Below are 18,126 nucleotides of genomic sequence, written 5' to 3' on the forward strand. Positions count from 1 at the left end.
ACCGTGCCGCATTGCTGACACACGACGAGGATGCCGTGCTGACATTGCGTCAGATCGTGGCACACGGTGAACGCGTTGATCGATTCGATCCGGTGCACGAGGCCGGCTGACAGCAGAAAGTCGAGCGCGCGGTAGACGGTGGGTGGCGCGGAACCCGGGTGGATGTGGCGCATCTCGTCGAGTAGCGAATAGGCCTTGGTCGCGCGCCCGGAATTCAGCAGCAGTTCAAGCACCTTGCGCCGGATCGGCGTGAGCTTTTCGCCGCGTTCGCGGCAATATTCGTCGGCGAGTGCCAGAGCGGCTTCCTGCGATGCACGGTGCGCAGGCGCGGCATCATGCGCACCGTGATCCTCATGACCGGCGTGCGCATCGGCGGAAGCGGGGGGAATGGCCGGGTGGCCGGTCGCGGCTGGTTTGGCGGGCTTGGCGGTCTTCATGCGTCGATTATAGAGGGCCGCGCGCGGCGCCGCCGCAGTGGGCCGGGATTCAGGCAGCCAGAGTCGATGGCCCGTGCACCCGCCGGCAGCGGCGTACGCGTGAGCCGCGGCATTCGAATCGGCAACGGGGACCTGCGGCCGGGTCGCCAACCGGTAACCGGCGCGGCAAGCCGGGCGGAGAGCCAATCCACTCATCGAGCCACTCGTCAAAGCCGCCGAAGCAACAACCGTTATGTCAACGGAAAATCCACATACTTCTTGAACCCCGAGCGGGTTGCGATCCGCGAATACCAGCGCTCCAGATTCGGCAGTGGCGCGCGCTCGACGCCATCGAGCCCGAACCAGCGCTTCGCGTACGCGCCGATCACGATGTCGGCAAGCGAAAACTTGTCGCCTTCGAAAAAGAAGCGCCCTTGCAGATGGGCGTCCACCAGGCGCCACAGCCGGGTCACCGCGGCGATATCGGCGGCGAGCTTGACGGTATCGCGCTCGGCTTCGGGCGTGCGCACCAGCGTCCAGAACACCGGCCGCTCGGTGGGCTGCAGCGTCGACAGCGACCAGTCCAGCCAGCGGTTGATGCTCGCGCGCAGTTTCGGACCGTCCGGATACAGCAGGCTCGATTCGCCGTATTGCATTGCGAGGTAGCGCAGGATCGAGTTGGATTCCCACAGCACGAAGTCGTCGTCGACCAGCGTCGGAATCTTGCCGGTCGGGTTCATCGCGAGGTATTGGGGTTCATTGTTGCGGCCGTATTGCAGACCGGCGTCGATGCGCTCGAAGGGCAGTACGAGCTCGTCGCAGCACCACAAGACTTTCTGGACGTTGACCGAATTGGCACGTCCCCAAATCGTAATCATCCGGTAGATTTCCTTCTTTTATGGTTTGCAAGCCGCGCACGGCGCGCGGCGTCGAGCCAGTAACGATACACGATGCGCGCTGCTTTGCGCGTCACGCCACAGGTGCCGCGACACCGCATCGCGCCACCGCGCGCGCCGGGCCGCCGCGCCGCCAGCGCGATACGTCGTTGCGTACAATGACCGCACTCTGATGACGCGCGGCTGCATTCGCGGATCTGAAACACGCATCCCAACCCGTTGAGGCACCGCATGGCCCGCATTGTTCCCGACGACTGGAAAAGCCTCGAAGCGACCGGCGCGGCGGCGCGCGAACGCGAAACGCTGGCGCTGCTGGAAAAGGCGCTGCCCGCCGACTACACGGTCTACCACGGCGTGCACTGGACGCGTCTGAACCAGAACTTCTCGGTGTTCGGCGAGGCCGATTTCGTGATCGTGAGCCCGGCGGGGCGGGTGATGATCATCGAGCAGAAAACCGGCTTTCTGCGCGAAACGCCGAAGGGGCTTGTCAAGGTCTATCTGCAAACGGAACGCAATGTCGCGATCGCACTCGCGCATACGATCGAAGGTCTGCATCGGCGCTTTACCGCGGCGTTCGGCGCGGGCACCTACTTCATCGAGGAGTTGCTGTACTGTCCCGATCATATCGTCAAGGACGCGGCGATCGCTGGTGTGAATCCGGCTCGTATCGTCGACGCGACGCGGCGCGACCAGCTCGCGGCGGTGATCCGCGACGCGCTGCCGGCCGGCGAGCCGCGGCTTGCCTGCGCGTCGAAAGTCCACCACTTTCTCGCCGACGAACTGGCGCTCGCGCCCGACACGAGCGCGCTCGTCGGTCAGGCCGGCACGCTCGTCACGCGTCTTTCCGGCGGACTCGCGACTTGGGCGCGGCGGCTCGAATTCGCGCCGTTCCGCCTGCGCGTGATCGGCACTGCCGGCTCCGGCAAGACGCAGCTCGCGGTGCAGGTGATGAAGGACGCGGTCGCGCGCGGCGCGCGGCCGTTGTACGTGTGCTTCAACCGCCCGCTCGCCGATCACATCGCGCGGGTCGCGCCGGCGGAGGCGAAAGTCGCGAACTACCATCAGCTATGCGACTGGATTGCGCGCGACGCGGGCCGCGCGCCCGATTTCGAGTCGGCACAGGTATTCGACCAGCTGGAAAGCGTATTCGCCGACACGCCCATCGAGCCGCACTGGCAATTCGACGTATTGATCGTCGACGAAGGACAAGACTTCCAGCAGCCATGGGTCGCCGCGCTCGAGCGGCTGTTGCGGCCCGGCGGCGCGTGGTGGTGGCTCGAGGATCCGCTGCAGAACCTGTATATGCGCGAGCCGGCCGCGCTGCCGGGCTGGACCACGTTGAAGGAGACCACCAACTACCGCAGCCCGCGCGACATCCTCGACTATCTGCGCGACGTGCTCGGCGGCTCGGTGCCGCTGGCGGCGACGCTCGCGTCGGGCAGTCCGTTCGACGGCTCCGACATTTCGTCGTCCATCTACGACGAAGCGCAAGGCCCCGAAAGCAGCATCGACGCGACCAAGCGCGCGATCACTCATGCGCTGTCGCTCGGCTTTCGCAAGCAGGACATCGCGGTGCTGTCGTTTCGCGGCCGTGAGGGCTCGGCGATGAGCGCGCTCGACCATCTCGGGCCGCATCGGCTGCGCAGCTTTACCGGCAAATACGATCTGTTCGGCAACCCGGAGTATCGCGACGGCGACGTACTGTTCGAGTCGATTTATCGCTTCAAGGGGCAGGCGGCGCCGTGCGTGATCTTTACGGAAATCGATTTCGAGTCGTTCGACGAGCGCATCGCGCGCAAGCTGTTCGTCGGAGCGACACGCGCGACGATGAAGCTGATCGTCGTCGCGTCGCAGCGCGCCGCGCAGCATTTGCAGTTGCGTGAAGGCAAGGAGAAGTAGGGGGCGCAACCGTCGAATGGAGCGCCGGCGCACGTAGGGCGCCTGGTGCTGGTGGTGCTTGTGGCGCACGTTCGGACGATGCCGGCGCCGCAACTGTCTTCAGCGCATACCGAGCATACCAGGCCCGCGCTTGACGCCTGGCATCAGCGCTTGCGCCAGCTCACACGCTTGCAGTACGCACAGCGTCAATGCCACGCTCGCGCGCCCACCAGCATCCCGGTACGAGTCGCCGCGTCCCACCAGATCACGCGCAACAGCGGCGCCTGCTGCGCGATCAGCAGCGCCTGCACCGGATCGCTTTCGACAAAGTGCGTAACACCGCCGCGCAACGCCGCGCCGGCCTTGTGCGCGGCGGCGCCTGTGGCGCTGTCGTCGTGCGTGCCGGGCGCGCGCATCACCGGTTGCATGTGACCAAAGCCGTGGCGCGCGAGCCACGCCTCGGTACGCGCGCGATCGGTCTCCGGGCGGCCGGTGATGATCGTGCGCACGCGCTGTAGGTCGATGCCGGGCAGCACCTCGAACGGCGACAGCGCGTCGCGTTCGGCGAGCGCGGCATCGAGGTCCGCGTCGTAGCGGGCGAGCGGCACGTCGGGCAGCAGGATGCCGTCGAGATCGATCGCATACGTTGCGTACTCGTGGTCGGCGGCCATCGCCGGAGCGGCGCCGGCTTCGACGCGCGCCCAGTCGTCGCGGTAACGCTCGGTGTGCGCCTGGCGCTCCCACGGAAATAGCGCGAAATAGCCGCGCGCGTCGATCGCGTAGTCCGGCTGCACGCGGCTCAGATCATCGAGCGCGCCGGTCAGTGTTTTGACCTCGAGCCCATGGCCGCTCAGGAACGCGATGCAATCGGCGAGCGTGAAACCCCGTCCAGCGATGTCCTCGCACAACAGCACTTTGGATCCCGCGGGCGGAACCGGCAGCGTCGAATCCCATGCGACCGTGCGCGAGCCGCGCTCATAACGCAGAAACGCGACCGGCGTGCCGATCGCGTGCGACACCATCAGCGCGAGCGGCGCGCCACCGCGCAAGATGCCGAGCGCCATCGTGAAACGCTCGGCGAGCAACGCGGGTTGCAGCGATTCGATCCAGTGATCGAGCTGTTCGTACGTCAGGGGCAGAACCGGCTTGTTCATGATGGTTCGAGTCGCGAGGCGGCGCGTGGTGGAGAATGTCCGCGAGGGCGGACGATGGGGTGGCAACGCTGTCGCAACGGTGATCGCGCGCTCATGCGCTCGCGCGACCTGGCGGAGCCCCGCTTTTGAGACGTTGGATTTTGGCGATATTATGCATGCGGGTCGTCGATCGCGTGCCGGGGTCGCGCGCGGTTGACCCGCGCGGGAAGCGTGAAGCCGCGCCGCGCCCAGCGGCGCTGAGTCGGCGGCATTAGCCGCCAGTCGCGTGGATCAATGAGAAAACGGATAAAAAATAAATGGCCAACGTGATAGCAACGCTGCGTGGCGGTTCCGGCGTCGCCGGGCGGGCGCGCTGGATGATGAGTCTGCTGCTCGCGCTGGCCGCCTGTTTCGCGCACGCGCAGCCGGCGGCCCATGCGGTGCCGCCGCTAGCGCTCGACGTGCGTGGCAAGATCGCCAACACCAACGATGCCGGGCACCGCGTCTATCATTTCAGCGACGCGCAGCTGCTTGCGTTGCCGGTCCACTCCATTACGACCGCGACCACCTGGACACCGCGCTCCACCTTCACGGGGCCGCTGCTCAGCGATATTCTGAAGACGGTCGGCGCATACGGCACCGAGGTCGAGTTCCACACCTTCGACGACTACACGTACACCGTGCCGGTGTCCGACAGCGAGCGCTACGGCGTGATCGTCGCATACAGCATGAACGGCCAGCGCCTGAAACTCAGCGATTTCGGACCGCTGTTCCTGATCTATCCGCGCGACGCGTTTCCAGATGAACTGACGGGTGCGATTGGCGACTCGAAATTCGTATGGCAGATCAAGGCCCTCATCGTCCGCTAGCGCGCCGTCCATGGCGCCGCGTGCTGCATGTGCTGATCTGGCTGACCGCGCTCGCGGCGCCGGCCGGCGCGATTGGCTATCTGCTGTACGCGAGCCTGCTGAACCCGCGCGCCACCGAGCAGCTGACCGGCACTTACGACGGCTTCTACTGGGACGCCGCGCAGCTGCAGATCGCCTATGCTCGCTTCGAAAACCAGCTGCTGCAGTATCAGTCCGGCGCAGACAACGATTATCAGCGGCTGCAGCTGCGCTTTCAGTTGCTGCAGTCGAAGCTGCACGTGATGGCCGGCTCGACGCACCGGCTCTCCACGCAACTCGCGCTGCTGCAGCGGCAGCTCGACGAGATCCGCTCGTTGGATCATCTGCTTGACCACATCCAGCCCGAGATAGACGAGTTGCCAAAGGATCGAAGCCGCGGCGAGCAGATCGTCGCGCAGATGCGCGAACACTGGGGCGAGGTCAACGACCTCGCGCTGTCGCGCCGTTTCGCCGACGTCGCCGATCGCGAGGCGATGAACCGCGATTTCATCGACAAGCGCCGCATGCTGTTCGCGGGCGGCCTGTTGCTGCTGCTGCTGTCGGCGGCGGCCACGCTGCTGCTGGTGCTCAATGGCCGGCGCCGCACGCGGCTCATGCGTCAGCAGCGCGCGGCGCTCGACGCCGAGCATCTGGCGAGCCGCGCGGCGCGCGAGGCCAGTCTCGCGAAGGACGCGTTTCTCGGCATGATCGGCCACGAACTGCGCACGCCGCTGCACGCGATTCTGTCGTCGGTGGAACTGCTGGGCTTTAACTATCACTCGGAGGCCGACCGCAAGGTGATCCAGCGGCTGGAGACCGCCGCGCGCCATCTCGAGGCGCAGATGAAGGACCTGACCGACTACGCACGGCTGGGCGCCGGCAAGCTCGAACTGCGCCACGAGCATGTCGAGCCGCGCGAACTGCTCGCGTCGATCGTCGACGAGCATACGATGGCCGCCGAGGCGCGCCGGCTCAAGCTCGAAAGCGTGGCGAGCGGCGTCAGCGGGCTCGTGGAGTCGGACCCGCACCGGATCCGGCAGATCGTCAACAACCTGGTGACCAACGCGATCCGCTATACCGAGACCGGCACCGTGCGGATCGAGTTGCGGCAGCAGCCGGCGCTGTTGATCTTCATCGTCAGCGATACGGGGCCGGGCGTGCCGCAAGCACAGATTCCGCTGATCTTCGAGGAGTTCACGCAGCTCGACGCGTCGCGCACGCGCCGTTTCGAAGGCGCGGGCATGGGGCTCACGATCGTGCAGGGGCTCGTCAAACTGTTCGGCGGCACGGTCGACGTCGCCAGCACGGTTGGCGAGGGCACCACCTTCACGGTGACGATTCCGGTCGTGCCGGTCGCGGCCGTCGCGCCGCCCGGCGTCGCGGCGCTCGCCGAGCCAGGCGGCGCGCGGCCGTGCGTGCTGATCATCGACGACAACCGGCTGATTCGCGAGTCGCTCAGCGAAATGGTCTTGCATATGGGCTTCGACGCGTATGCGCTCGGCAATGCCGACGACGCGCTCGCGTGGCTCGACACGCATCACTGCGACGTGGTGCTGCTGGATCTGCATATGCCCGAGCGCGACGGCTATACGTTTCTCGCGGACTTCGCGACGCGCGGCGGACCGTCGGCGGGCGTGCCGGTGATCGTGGTGAGCGCGTATGCGCCGGAGGTGGTGCAGGAAGGGCAGAGTGGCGCGCCGGCGTTTTTCGACGCGCTATTGAAGCCGGTACATTACGAAGATCTGAAGGCCGCGCTGCAGCGGGCGCTGGCGGAGCGGCACACAGCGGGATGACGGCGGCCGGGCGGGCGGCGCATCAAGGCCGACGCATCAAGGCCGATTTAGCCGTTTCGACAGATCGGCCACCAGAATCGCCATCCGCGCGGGCTTCTCATAGCATGCGACGTCGTAGTCGCGGATCACTTCGCTGATCTCGGATTCGCTGGCCTTGCCGGTCAGCAGCTCGCCGGTCAGCACGAAGATCGGCGCATCCGGGTTCTCCGACGCGCGCACCGCGCGAATCGCGTCCGCCGACGTCTGCGCGCCGAACAGCCAGTCGATGATCACGCCGTCGAACACGAGGGTCTGCAACTGCTCGGTGAAGGCCGTGAGCCCGTAAATCGCGACTGCCGCGAAGCCGCTGCGCTCCAGATAGTCGCGCAGGTTGTCGGCGCTCGCCTGATCGTCGTCGACGACCGCGATAGTCGGTTTGTCGGTTTCGGCTCGGCGCGGATAAATTTCGATCTTGTGGACCTCGTACGCGCTCTGGTACAGCGCGCCGTCGTGGCGCGCGACGCGCCACTGGCCAAGCCGCGAATACGCGACGAATTCGGGGCGGCTGCCCGCTTCGAGCGCGGCGCCGACCCACGCGGTGCACGCGATCTCGGTGGCGCCGATACAGAACACCGCATCCTGGGCGACCGCGCCGACGACGCCCGGATCGAGCGATTGCGCGCCGAACAGCTGCGCCGCCGGTTCGTCGAACACCTCGGCGACCTTCTTGATCTGCGACAAGGTCCAGGGACTATTGCCGCGCAGCTTGCGATGCCCCTGGGAAAAGCTCAGGTCGAGGATGCGGCACAGCTCCGTGGTTTGCTGACGCTTGCCGATTCCATGCCGGCTCATCAACTCGCGCACGCGCTCGGCAACCGCGATGGAGTCCGGTGAGTGTGTTTCGTTGCCCATACTGCTTCAGAATCCGCCGTCTTTTAAGGGATACGAGGGGAGCGCGATGCGTCAGGCGCGGCGCGGCCGTGCGCATGCAACGCACATCGATCGCCGGCACGGGAGGACAGCAAATCTACCGTAAAAAAATTGACAGTTCGCGTTTTTGTCAGAGCGCCGCCGCGGCCATCCGTCGGAAGTACTTAACGGCCGGGCCATCGATTTTTGATGCGTTCCGCATTAAAGGCATTTTACCGGCGAAACGGCCGCGCAACGGTAGGGAATGCGCGAATCCAGCGGCGAGCAAGGCTAATCAGCCGGCGAAGCGGCCTCGGACGCACGCGGCCGCCGCGGCGCGAATCTAATTTGCCGGCATCTTCTCCAGCTTCGCCGCCGAGGCCTTCAGGCCCTTGAAGATCCGCTCCGCGACCTTGCCCGGAAAGCGCTCCGGCAATTGCGCGGCGACCTGCTCGATCACTGCGGGCGTCTGTTCGATCAACCGCTCGATCAGCCGCTCCGCGTCGGCGCCGTATGAGCATTTCACCGCCATCGCGTTGAAGTGCCGCCGCTGCACGTCGCGAAACGCGTCGTGCTTGCTACGCGACCACATACCCATCGCGAGCCGCGCCTTGTACCACGACCACTGGTTCGGGCCGTTGCCTTCCACTGGCCAGATCGACATCACGTCGTACAGCGGCGTGAGCCGGAAGCGCCCGCCCGCGAGCAGGCGGATGCTGAAGTTCTTCGCGTGGCCGTCCGGCGCCGCCAGCATCCAGAACAGCACCTGGCTCGCGAGCAGCGTTTCGATGTCCTGGCGCGCATCGACCGATTGCTGCAGGATCCGCGCGAGCTCGCGCACACCGGGGCCGCCCTCGTTTTCGTATTTGCGGTGCGACGGCACGCCGTACACCTGGCAGAAGTCTTCCTGCGGCAGACGCAACAGCCATTTGCCGCTCGAATGCATCTGCCGGTCGAAGCGCTCGACCGCGAGCACGCGCTGCTTGCCGAATCTGAGCACTTCGGCGTTCGCGACCGGCAGCCCGTATTCGCGCAGAATCCGCAGACACAGCCACTCGTTTTCCACCGACGTGCTCAGATCGGCGAGCCGGTTGCCGACCAGTCCGAGCGGTAGCTTGAAAATATGCGTGGTGGGCGTCGCGCCGTGAGGCCGCTGCCATTTGCCGTCGTGCCAGAGCAGCGCGGTTTTTTCCTGCGCGCCGGCCAGCGAGATGCGGAAGTCGTCGGCCCGCTCGGGCGCGCCGAAGGCCGGGCCGCCGGCCGTGTGCTCGAGCAGCGCCTCGATTTCATCGTCCGAAAGCGGGGTGCCCTCGATCCTGTCGACACCGGCCGGCGCTTCATCTTCGTCGAGCAGTTGCACCGCGCCGACGCAATCGCGGCCGATGGCCCGCAGCAGATCGAACGCGTCGAGCGTGTCGGTCTGATAGCGCTGTGCGATGCGCTTGCGAATGACCTCGCTGTCCGGCAGCAGGTTGTCGAAATAGTTGAGGACTTGTGGTCCCCGGTGCGGCAGGTTGCCGGGCGTGAACGGCAACGACAGCGACAGCGGCCGGCCGGCGGGCGAGGCGGTCCAGTGCGAGTCGTAGGTGAACGTCATCGGGCCGCGCGCGGGCAGGCGCCAGACGCCGACGCGCTCTCCGTTGGCCCATACCGATAGTGCCCGTGAGTAGGTTAGCCGCGCCATCTCACCACTCGACGATCGGCGCCGGCTCGGCAACCGGCTGGTGCTTGTCGAGCACCTGCAGCTGCAGGCCGTACGCGCCGCACAGCGCCAGCAACTGGACCAGCGTAAGCGCGCTAGCGTCGGTCTCGAGCGCCGAGATGCGGCTTTGGCTGACGCCGATGCGCGCGGCCGCCTCGGCTTGCGTCAGACCGGCCTGCCGCCGGCTGGCGGCCAGCAGCTGGGCCAGCTGGTTCGAAGTTGCAATGAGATGGAGCATAGGGAATTATCCGCCAGACGAATAAGTGCATTTTATGCGTCACACAGATAATCGTCAAATATTCGTTTGGCGAATATTTGGCGGATATCCGTGTGGCAAATAATCGGCGGGATCCTGCGGTGGCCGCCGCACTGCTGCGGCGCGGGAATTCGCGGCAGACGACGTTGCGGAGCACCCCTTCGGCCTGCGAAGATGACGCGCATCTTCGAAACGCGCGCGCCCGATGACCACCACCTACCCGTTGCATTCGAACTTCACTCGCGCCGACCAGCCGTTCCCGAGCCACGCCGATATCGTGATCGCCGGCGCCGGCATCATGGGCTGCGCGGCGGCTTATTATCTGGCCCGCCGTGGCCTGTCGGTGGTCGTGCTCGACAAGTCGCGCATCGCCGGCCAGCAGTCCTCGCGCGCATGGGGATTCGTGCGGCAGCAGGGCCGCGAAGCCGCCGAGGTGCCGCTGATGATGGCGAGCATCCCGTTGTGGCAGGAACTCGAGCGCGAACTGAATTTCGACCTCGAATGGCGCCAGGGCGGCTGTCTCTACGTCGCGACCGATGAAGAGGACTGGGCCTCGTTCCAGCAATGGATGGACGTCGCACGCCAGTACGGGCTCGACACGCGCACCCTCGATCGCCGGCAGATCGATACGGTCGTCGCCGGCATGCGGGGCCCGGCGCTCGGCGGCCTGTATACGCCGAGCGACGGCCAGGCCGAACCGCGCCGCGCCGCGGCGGCGTTCGCGGCGCGCGCCGCCGAAGCCGGCGCGTTGTTCTTCGAAGGCTGCGGGGTAGTCGCGCTCGAGCGCGCGGGCGGCGCGATCGCCGGCGTCGTCACCGAGCGCGGCACCGTGCGCACGTCGCGTTTCATCTGCGTGGCCGGCGCGAGCAGTTGGCGGCTGCTGCGCACGCTGGGCCTCGAACTGCCGCAGCAGGCAGTGCGCGGCACCTGCATGCGCACCAATCCGCTACCGCCGATCACCGCGTCGACCTTCTGGGGGCACGGGCTCGGCGTGCGGCAGCGCGCGAACGGCACGATCAATCTCGCGGACGACATGCAGGTCGACGTCGATATGACGCTCGGCCATTTGCGCGCGCTTAAATGGTATTTGCCCGAACTGTGGAAGCAGCGCGGCAAATTCAGTTTCCATCTGAACGGCGCCTGTCTGCGCGATCTGCGTGAGCGTCTGCGGGGCGGCGCGGCCGACGCCGAGCGAGTGCTGCATCCGCGCGACCCGCAGCCGCAGCCTAACGCGGGCCATGCGCCGCGTGCGTTGCAAAAGCTGCGCGCGCTGTTTCCGGCGTTGAAGGACGCGCAGGTCGTCGAGACGTGGGCCGGCCTGATCGACGTGCTGCCCGACGGCATTCCGGTGATCGATGCGCCGCCGCAAGTCCCTGGCCTGACAGTCGCCACCGGCTTTTGCGGTCATGGTTTCGCGATGGGGCCGATCGTCGGCAAGCTGCTCGCGCAGATCAACGATGGCGGCGCGGCGTCGCTCGATCTGTCGGCGTTCCGTTTGCAACGTTTCTTCGACGGCACGATGCAGCGGCCACGCAGCATGCTATGAAGCCGCCACCACTTTCCGACGCCACCGCCTGAGCGCGAGGACTCATACACGCGATGCACGAACCCATATTCCGCCACGCCGACGTGCCGTACTACACGCAATGGGCCAGCCCCGAATGGGTGCGCGATATCGTCGAGCGCCAGTGCGACCCGTGCGACGACCCGCATTGGCGGCGCAGCGGTTTCGCCGACCCCGTGCGCTACCGCTTCTGGGCGCAACGGCTGTGCGGGCTGACCTGTCTCGAATCGGCGCTCGATTACTGGCGCATCGGCCACGCGCCGCGCGCGGACTTGCTCGAGGACGCGCTGCGGCACGGCGTCTACCGGATGCGCGAGGACGGCGGCGTCGATGGCCTGATCTACCGGCCGTTCGCCGACTGGGCGGCGCGCGCGTTCGGCCTTCATGTCGACGTGGTGCCGCAGGCGCCGCTCGAGCACATCGCTGCGCGGCTCGACGCCGGGACGCTTGCGATCGTGTCGGTGAGCGCCGAAATCCGCTATCCGCAGCGGCCGAACCAGCGGCAGGGTGGCCATCTGATCCTGTTGCATGGCCGCGACCGCCATGGCGTGTGGTTTCATAACCCGTCGGGCGTCGTGCCGCATCAGGCCAACGTGTATCTGCCGTTCGCGACGATCGCGCGGTTTTACGCGGGCCGCGGCATGACGCTCAGCCGTCGCGGCGCAGCGCTGGTCTAGCGATCGGGCCCGGTTTCTGCTGCCGCAGCTGTTATCGATTGTCGACCAGCGGATTTGCCATGAATCGAGTCTTCTGCCAGCTTGCCACCGGCCTCGTTGCACTCGGCGCCATCGCTCACGCGAATGGCGCGACCCGCGATGAACAGGCCCACGCATGCCGCCGTGATGCCATCCATTTCTGCGTCACCGAGATTCCGGACAAGGAGAGAATCACCGCGTGCATGAAGCAGCACATCGACGAATTGACCCCGGCGTGTCGCGCGATGTTCAGGAACGGCGGGAACGGCGATAAGAAGCAGGCGCAGTGAGGCGGCGCGTCGAGGCAGCGGGTCGAGGCGGCACATCTGGGCGGCGCATCTAGGCGGCGCGTCAACGCACCACAGCAAGCCGCCGCGGCACGCAGTCCATCCTGAGCCGCGCCGCCCGGCTGGTCATTTTCGTGCCGCTCGGTTACGGTGACGCATCTCCCGCCATTGACCATCCGCCTTCGGCCCGCTCGCGAGCCAACAGCCGGCGGCGGGCCCGGACGGCTCCCGTGTTGCACGTGGCTTCAAGCGACCGCGAAAGCAGCCGGACTCAACCTCTCACCACGACTGGAAAGCCCGCTCATGACCCGCCCGATCACGCAGATCTTCGATGCCGCCGCGACCGCGCGGCTCATACCATGCGCAGCGCTTGTCGAGGCGTTGAAACGCGCGAGCATCGAGTACGCGCGGCAGCGCATCACGAGTCCGGAACGCCTCGTGGTGCCGCTCAACGCGGGCGGCATCATGCTGTCGATGCCCGCCACCGCGCCTGATCTCGCGATCCACAAGCTCGTCAACGTGTGCGCGAGCAACGGCGCGCGCAATCTGCCGACGATCCACGGCCAGGTGATGGCCTTCGACGCCGATACCGGCGAGACGCTGTTCGTGCTCGACGGCCCGACCGTGACCGGGCGCCGTACCGCGGCGATGTCGATGCTCGGCGTCGAAACGTTCGCCGCACGCGCGCCGCACGAATTCCTGCTGATCGGCACCGGCACGCAGGCGCTCAATCATCTCGACGCGATCGGCGAGCTGTATCCCGATGCGCGCGTGTGGGTGCAGGGCAGTACGCCCGCGCGCGCCGGGGCGTTCTGCACAGCGCAGCAACGCAAGCTCCGCGAGCTGCGGCCGCTCGCCGACGGCGACGCGCCGATCCCCGCTTCGATCGATGTCGTGATCGCGCTGACCACCAGCCGGCAGCCGGTCTACGACGAAGCGGCGCGCGCCGCACGGCTCGTGATCGGCGTCGGCGCATTTACGCCGGAGATGGTCGAAATCGGGGCGAACACGATCGAGGGCAGCGCGCTGTTCGTCGACGATCTCGCCGGCGCGAAGCACGAGGCCGGTGACTTCATCCAGGCGGGCGTGGACTGGACGCGCGTCGGCGGGATTGCCGATGTGCTGGCGGACGCGGCGCTTTCGCCGCAAGAGCCGGTGGTGTTCAAGAGCGTCGGCTGCGCGGCATGGGATCTGGCCGCCTGCCGGGTGGCGCGCGACGCGTTGGCGGGCGGCTAAGGTTCGCGCGGACCGATTGATGGCCTGCAGGGGTACGTGAAAATACCGCGGGTGGGTGAGCGCGCTGCGCAGAGTTGCCGCGTCAAACCCGGTGCGCGTCGCGGGCCATCGTCGGCAAAAGTCCCTAGTAAACAGACCTCTGCCGCGCGCGATTGGCATCTTGCACCAAGCTGCGGCAGATGTTGCCGTGCAAACTCTCAGAAAACGTTGCACCATAGGCGTTTGCCGGAAAAAGCGCCGCCGCGGGCGTGGGCTCTTCGCCCGTTCGCCTTCGCCTCGATGCCCGCTGGCTGGCTGCCGAACTCCACCGACGCCGTCTCCCGATTCCATCTCCATCAACACGCTGCGACCCGTGCCATGACGACCCAACAAGCTTCCGCTGCATCCGACCTGCCGCTCGACATGATCATCTTCGGCGGTACCGGCGACCTGTCGTTCCGCAAGCTGCTGCCCGCGCTTTACATGGCGCATCTGCACTGCAATCTGCCACCGGGCACCCGCATCCTGACGGTTGGCCGCAAGCCGTGGTCGCGCGACGAATACATCGCCGAATTCATGGAGCAGAAGGCGAAGCCGTTTATCGAACAGAAGGCGTTCGATGCGGCCGCATGGGACAAATTTCTCGCGCTATTCGAATACGTGCGCATGGACGTCGATTCGCCCGACGACTATCTGCGCCTGAAGGAAGCGTCGCGCGACGGCGTGCGCCGGGTGTTCTATCTGGCGACGTCGCCGGATCTCTTCATGCACATCTGCGACAACCTGTCGAGCGCGGGGCTCGTCGACGAGCACTCGCGCGTCGTGCTCGAAAAGCCGCTCGGTCACGACCTCGCGTCCGCGCAGGAGATCAACACCGCGGTCGGCAAGCACTTCGACGAAGCGCAGATCTACCGGATCGACCACTATCTCGGCAAGGAAACCGTGCAGAACCTGATGGTGCTGCGCTTCGGCAATCCGATTTTCGGGCCGCTGTGGCAGGCGCCGTACATCAAGAGCGTGCAGATCACGGTGGCCGAAACGGTTGGCGTGGGCAGCCGCGCGGGGTTCTACGACAAGACCGGCGCGTTGCGCGACATGGTGCAGAACCATTTGCTGCAACTGCTGTGCATCGTCGCGATGGAGCCGCCGGTGTCGCTCGATCCGGATGCGGTGCGCGACGAAAAGCTCAAGGTGCTGCGCTCGCTGCGTCCGATGACGCCCGAGGACATCGCGCGCGATACGGTGCGCGGCCAGTACACGGCCGGCGCGGTCGACGGCGAGGCGGTCAAGGGCTACCTCGAGGAAGAGAACGTGCCGCCCGGCAGCCGCGCGGAGACCTTCGTCGCGCTGCGCGCGCGCATCAACAACTGGCGCTGGGCCAACGTGCCGTTCTTCCTGCGCACCGGCAAGCGGATGCAGAAAAAGCTGTCGGAGATCGTGATCGAATTCTCCGATCTGCCGTTCTCGATCATTCCGAGCGGCGGGCGCAACTATGGCAACCGTCTCGTGATCCAGTTGCAGCCGGAGGAGTCGATCCAGTTGCAGATGCTCGCGAAGGAGCCGGGCAGCGGCATGCACATGTTGCCGGTGAATCTGAATCTGGATTTGCAGCAGGCGTTCACCGAGCGTCGCGCGGAGGCGTACGAGCGTTTGCTGATCGACGTGATCCGCGGACGTCTTACGCACTTCATGCGCCGCGACGAACTCGAAGCGGCATGGGCGTGGGCCGAGCCGATTCTGGATGGCTGGGCGAAGTCCGGCGAGCGGCCGCGTTCCTATTCGGCGGGCACCTTTGGACCGGCGGCATCGACCGCGCTGATGGCGCGTGAAAACGCGGTGTGGGCGGAAGAGTCGCAGTAAATCGAAGCTTGCCGAAGCAAGGCCGCGAGCGGCGTGTCGTCCTGAGGACGGCGCGCCGCTTCGCGTTAGGCTGAGCCGATCTGGCGCGGCGGCATGTAAGGGGACACCGATGAGGCGACTTCTCGTGGCATTGACCTGGGTAGCAAGCGTGGCAACCGTTGTCGAGCTCGCCGCTTGCGGTGGCAACACGCTCAACGCTCCGGCCGGTCCGCCGAAAGTCATCATCGACAGCGACTACAACACGCTCGGCGACGACGGCCAGCTTGGCGTGATGGCAGCCCAATTGCAGGCGCAGGGCTCGCTGAAAGTACTTGGCATTACGGTCGTGTCCGGCAATCAATGGTTGAAACAGGGCGTCGCCGATGCATTGAAATCGGTCGAACGCCTCGGCGTCGAAAACGAGATTGGCGTCTACGCAGGCGCTAATTACGCGCTGTCGCACGACTTCGCGACGATTCAGGCGGAGCTGAAAGCATTCCCCAGCGGCGACGGCTATCTCGGTGCCTGGAACACGCCCGAGCCGAAATCGGATCGCGACCTGGTGGCGCCGCCGGACGGTTTCGCGACGCATACGAAGGTGCAAAGCCAGAGCGCGGCGGATTTCATCGTCGAGTCGGTGAAGCGCTATCCGGGCGAGGTGACGATACTCGCGATCGGTCCACTGACCAACATCGCTTTGGCCACGCGCGCGCATCCTGAGATCGTGCCGTTGATCAGGCAGATCATCTACATGGGCGGCGCGATCGACGTACCGGGCAATACCACGCGAAGCGCCGAATTCAACTGGTGGTTCGATCCGGAAGCGGCGAAAACGGTGTTGCGTCTGCCGATCAAACAGGTGGTGATTCCGCTCGACGTGACCAATACCGTGCCGATGGACAAGGCGCTCTACGATCGGGTTGCGCATGATCCGGCGAAGCAGACCATCATCACGCAACTGTTCAAGACGCTGAACGGCTATGGTTTCGACGGCAAGAATGGTTTCGAGACGAACCCGAACTACACGACGAACATCTGGGACACGCTGACGCTCGCGTATCTGATGCATCCATCGTTTGCGACGCAGACGGTCGACGAGTGGGTGGACGTGGATACCCGCTTCGGCGCCAACGACGGCAAGGCAACTGGCTACACGAGTGCGCCGCCGCCGGGTCTGCGGAAGATGACAATCGTCAAGCGCTTCGACAATCCGGCGTTCTTCGATTTCTACGTGGATCTGCTGACGCGGCCGGTACCGGTCAAGCTACCGCACTGATGTGCGCATATCGTTGCGCGCGATGAGACGGCGATGCACGCGTGATGAGCATGCGGGCCTGCTCCCGCTTTAAGCGGGATGCAGGCCACGCAGCAACTGACGCACGCGCGACAGATCCTGCTCGACGTGCCCGGCTTTTTCAAACAGCTCGGCGAGCCAGTCGACGAATGCGCGCACGCGCGGCGACACGCGGCGGTTTTTCACGTACGCGACTGACACTGGCATCGGCACGGGTTTCCATTGCGGCAGTACTTCGCGCAGCAGCCCTGAATCGAGAAACGGCTGTGCGGCGATCCGCGCGGGCTGAATCAGACCGAGGCCTTGCAAGCCGCAGGTCAGATACGCCTGTTCGTCGCTGACCTGAACGAAGCCTTCGAGCTTGACGCTGAGCGCTTCGCCATCCACTTCAAAATCGAAGTCGCATTCGCGGCCGCTATGCGGCGATATGCAATTGACCGCGACGTGCGCGCGCAGATCGTCGAGGTCGGCGGGCGCGCCGTGACGGGCCAGATACGCCGGACTTGCGCAGGTCACGTGTTCGAGCGTGCCGAGATGTCGCGCGACGAGATTCGAATCGGGCAATTCCCCGAGCTGGATGCTGCAGTCGATTGCTTCGGAGATCAGATCGACGGTACGGTTGCTGACACCGATTGCGAGGTCGAGGTTCGGATAGCGGGCGTGGAAGTCGTCGAGTGCCGGCAGCACGATAGCGCTGGCGACGGCGCTGGGCATTTCGATGCGCAGGCGGCCGGTCAGGTTATCGGTTGCATGCCGGATGCTGGCTTCCATTTCGTCGATGTCGGCGAGGATTTGCGCACAACGTTCATAGTAGGCGGCGCCTTCCGGCGTGACGCTCAGGCGCCGCGTCGTGCGCACGAGTAGGGCGGTGCCTAGCAGCGCTTCCAGGTTCTGGACGATGGTTGTGGCTGTCGCACGCGGGATGTGCAGGGATTCCGCTGCGCGGGTGAAGCTGTTTGTGTCCACGATTCGGATGAATGTGCGCATTGCAGTTATTCTGTCAATCACGGGGCAAACTCCAATTAAAGTGGTTTTTTTTGGGGAAGGTTTGTTGCCTGCGGCGGGTGCTTTTTTGGGGGTTGTTTTTTCGTATTGGGGTTCTTTTGGCCCGGCGGGGCGGCGGCTTTTTTTCGTTGTTCTTTTGGTGTTGGCCTTTCCTTGTTTTCTTATTGGTCTATTTGTGTTGCCCCTGTGCGGGGCGGCACCTACTTTCTTTGCGGCTGCAAAGAAAGTAGGCAAAGAAAGCAGCTTCAAACCGCTAATTCTTAAGCGGGTCCCCTGGCTTGGAGGGGACAGTGGTGCATCTGGAATCCGTGCCCTCGCACACTCGACGCTCGTGACAAGGCCGTCATTCCTCCCGCCTCGCGCTGCGCGCTCACCGGA

General features: G+C 65.6%; 16 protein-coding genes. 9 read left to right on the forward strand and 7 right to left on the reverse strand.

Annotation, left to right across the window (positions count from 1 at the left end; genetic code table 11):
- Both VGH68_RS23025 and VGH68_RS23030 read right to left on the reverse strand, forming a co-directional pair.
- Nucleotides 1–437: Fur family transcriptional regulator (locus VGH68_RS23025; protein WP_331606016.1), on the reverse strand; the 437-nt coding region annotated here is incomplete at its 3' end.
- Between the two features lie 230 nt (nt 438–667).
- Nucleotides 668–1,294 carry a glutathione S-transferase family protein gene (locus VGH68_RS23030; RefSeq protein ID WP_331606017.1) on the reverse strand — a complete coding sequence of 209 codons (627 nt, stop codon included), beginning with the start codon at nt 1,292–1,294 and terminating at the stop codon, nt 668–670.
- A gap of 249 nt (nt 1,295–1,543) precedes the next feature.
- Here VGH68_RS23030 and VGH68_RS23035 point away from each other — a divergent pair, with 249 nt between their 5' ends.
- Nucleotides 1,544–3,211: an ATP-dependent helicase gene (locus VGH68_RS23035; RefSeq protein WP_331606018.1), complete on the forward strand. Its 1,668-nt coding sequence runs from the start codon at nt 1,544–1,546 to the stop codon at nt 3,209–3,211.
- A gap of 185 nt (nt 3,212–3,396) precedes the next feature.
- On the opposite strand, the gene VGH68_RS23040 is transcribed toward VGH68_RS23035, so the two are convergent.
- Nucleotides 3,397–4,344: a phosphoribosyltransferase gene (locus VGH68_RS23040; protein WP_331606019.1), complete on the reverse strand. Its 948-nt coding sequence runs from the start codon at nt 4,342–4,344 to the stop codon at nt 3,397–3,399.
- A gap of 296 nt (nt 4,345–4,640) precedes the next feature.
- Between VGH68_RS23040 and VGH68_RS23045 the strand changes: the two genes are divergently transcribed.
- Nucleotides 4,641–5,192 (forward strand): molybdopterin-dependent oxidoreductase, encoded by a 552-nt coding sequence (locus tag VGH68_RS23045; RefSeq protein WP_331606020.1) that lies wholly within the window; start codon nt 4,641–4,643, stop codon nt 5,190–5,192.
- Entirely contained in the window at nt 5,162–7,003 is a 1,842-nt protein-coding gene (locus VGH68_RS23050) for an ATP-binding response regulator (protein WP_331606021.1), read from the forward strand. Before VGH68_RS23045 ends, VGH68_RS23050 begins: the two co-directional genes overlap by 31 nt.
- 36 nt (nt 7,004–7,039) lie before the next feature.
- Here the strand turns inward: VGH68_RS23050 and VGH68_RS23055 are convergent, their stop codons facing one another.
- The 3 genes from VGH68_RS23055 to VGH68_RS23065 all read right to left on the reverse strand — a co-directional run bounded on the left by VGH68_RS23055 (nt 7,040) and on the right by VGH68_RS23065 (nt 9,831).
- Nucleotides 7,040–7,894 carry a helix-turn-helix domain-containing protein gene (locus tag VGH68_RS23055; protein WP_331606022.1) on the reverse strand — a complete coding sequence of 285 codons (855 nt, stop codon included), beginning with the start codon at nt 7,892–7,894 and terminating at the stop codon, nt 7,040–7,042.
- 340 nt (nt 7,895–8,234) lie between these two features.
- On the reverse strand, nt 8,235–9,575 hold the full coding sequence (locus VGH68_RS23060; RefSeq protein WP_331606023.1) for a type II toxin-antitoxin system HipA family toxin: 1,341 nt from the start codon (nt 9,573–9,575) through the stop codon (nt 8,235–8,237).
- A gap of 1 nt (nt 9,576) precedes the next feature.
- Nucleotides 9,577–9,831 (reverse strand): helix-turn-helix transcriptional regulator, encoded by a 255-nt coding sequence (locus tag VGH68_RS23065; protein ID WP_331606024.1) that lies wholly within the window; start codon nt 9,829–9,831, stop codon nt 9,577–9,579.
- A gap of 223 nt (nt 9,832–10,054) precedes the next feature.
- Here VGH68_RS23065 and VGH68_RS23070 point away from each other — a divergent pair, with 223 nt between their 5' ends.
- From VGH68_RS23070 to VGH68_RS23095, 6 genes are all read left to right on the forward strand, one after another.
- A complete protein-coding gene (locus VGH68_RS23070; protein WP_331606025.1) occupies nt 10,055–11,395 on the forward strand; it encodes an FAD-binding oxidoreductase in 1,341 nt (446 codons plus the stop codon).
- 53 nt (nt 11,396–11,448) lie between these two features.
- Nucleotides 11,449–12,090 carry a C39 family peptidase gene (locus VGH68_RS23075; protein WP_331606026.1) on the forward strand — a complete coding sequence of 214 codons (642 nt, stop codon included), beginning with the start codon at nt 11,449–11,451 and terminating at the stop codon, nt 12,088–12,090.
- A gap of 59 nt (nt 12,091–12,149) precedes the next feature.
- Nucleotides 12,150–12,398: a hypothetical protein gene (locus VGH68_RS23080; protein ID WP_331606030.1), complete on the forward strand. Its 249-nt coding sequence runs from the start codon at nt 12,150–12,152 to the stop codon at nt 12,396–12,398.
- 300 nt (nt 12,399–12,698) lie between these two features.
- The gene (lhpI, locus tag VGH68_RS23085; protein ID WP_331606027.1) at nt 12,699–13,631 is read left to right on the forward strand and encodes a bifunctional Delta(1)-pyrroline-2-carboxylate/Delta(1)-piperideine-2-carboxylate reductase; all 933 of its coding nucleotides are present in this window, start codon (nt 12,699–12,701) and stop codon (nt 13,629–13,631) included.
- A 357-nt stretch (nt 13,632–13,988) separates the two neighbouring features.
- Complete coding sequence (gene zwf, locus VGH68_RS23090; protein ID WP_331606028.1) at nt 13,989–15,470, forward strand: glucose-6-phosphate dehydrogenase; 1,482 nt, start codon at nt 13,989–13,991, stop codon at nt 15,468–15,470.
- Between the two features lie 109 nt (nt 15,471–15,579).
- A complete protein-coding gene (locus VGH68_RS23095) occupies nt 15,580–16,725 on the forward strand; it encodes a nucleoside hydrolase (RefSeq protein ID WP_331606029.1) in 1,146 nt (381 codons plus the stop codon).
- A 69-nt stretch (nt 16,726–16,794) separates the two neighbouring features.
- On the opposite strand, the gene VGH68_RS23100 is transcribed toward VGH68_RS23095, so the two are convergent.
- Complete coding sequence (locus VGH68_RS23100; protein ID WP_331606031.1) at nt 16,795–17,751, reverse strand: LysR family transcriptional regulator; 957 nt, start codon at nt 17,749–17,751, stop codon at nt 16,795–16,797.
- Between the last annotated feature and the right edge of the window lie 375 nt (nt 17,752–18,126).

Origin of the sequence: Paraburkholderia sp. (assembly GCF_036488505.1) — a bacterium.
Classification (GTDB): Bacteria; Pseudomonadota; Gammaproteobacteria; order Burkholderiales; family Burkholderiaceae; genus Paraburkholderia.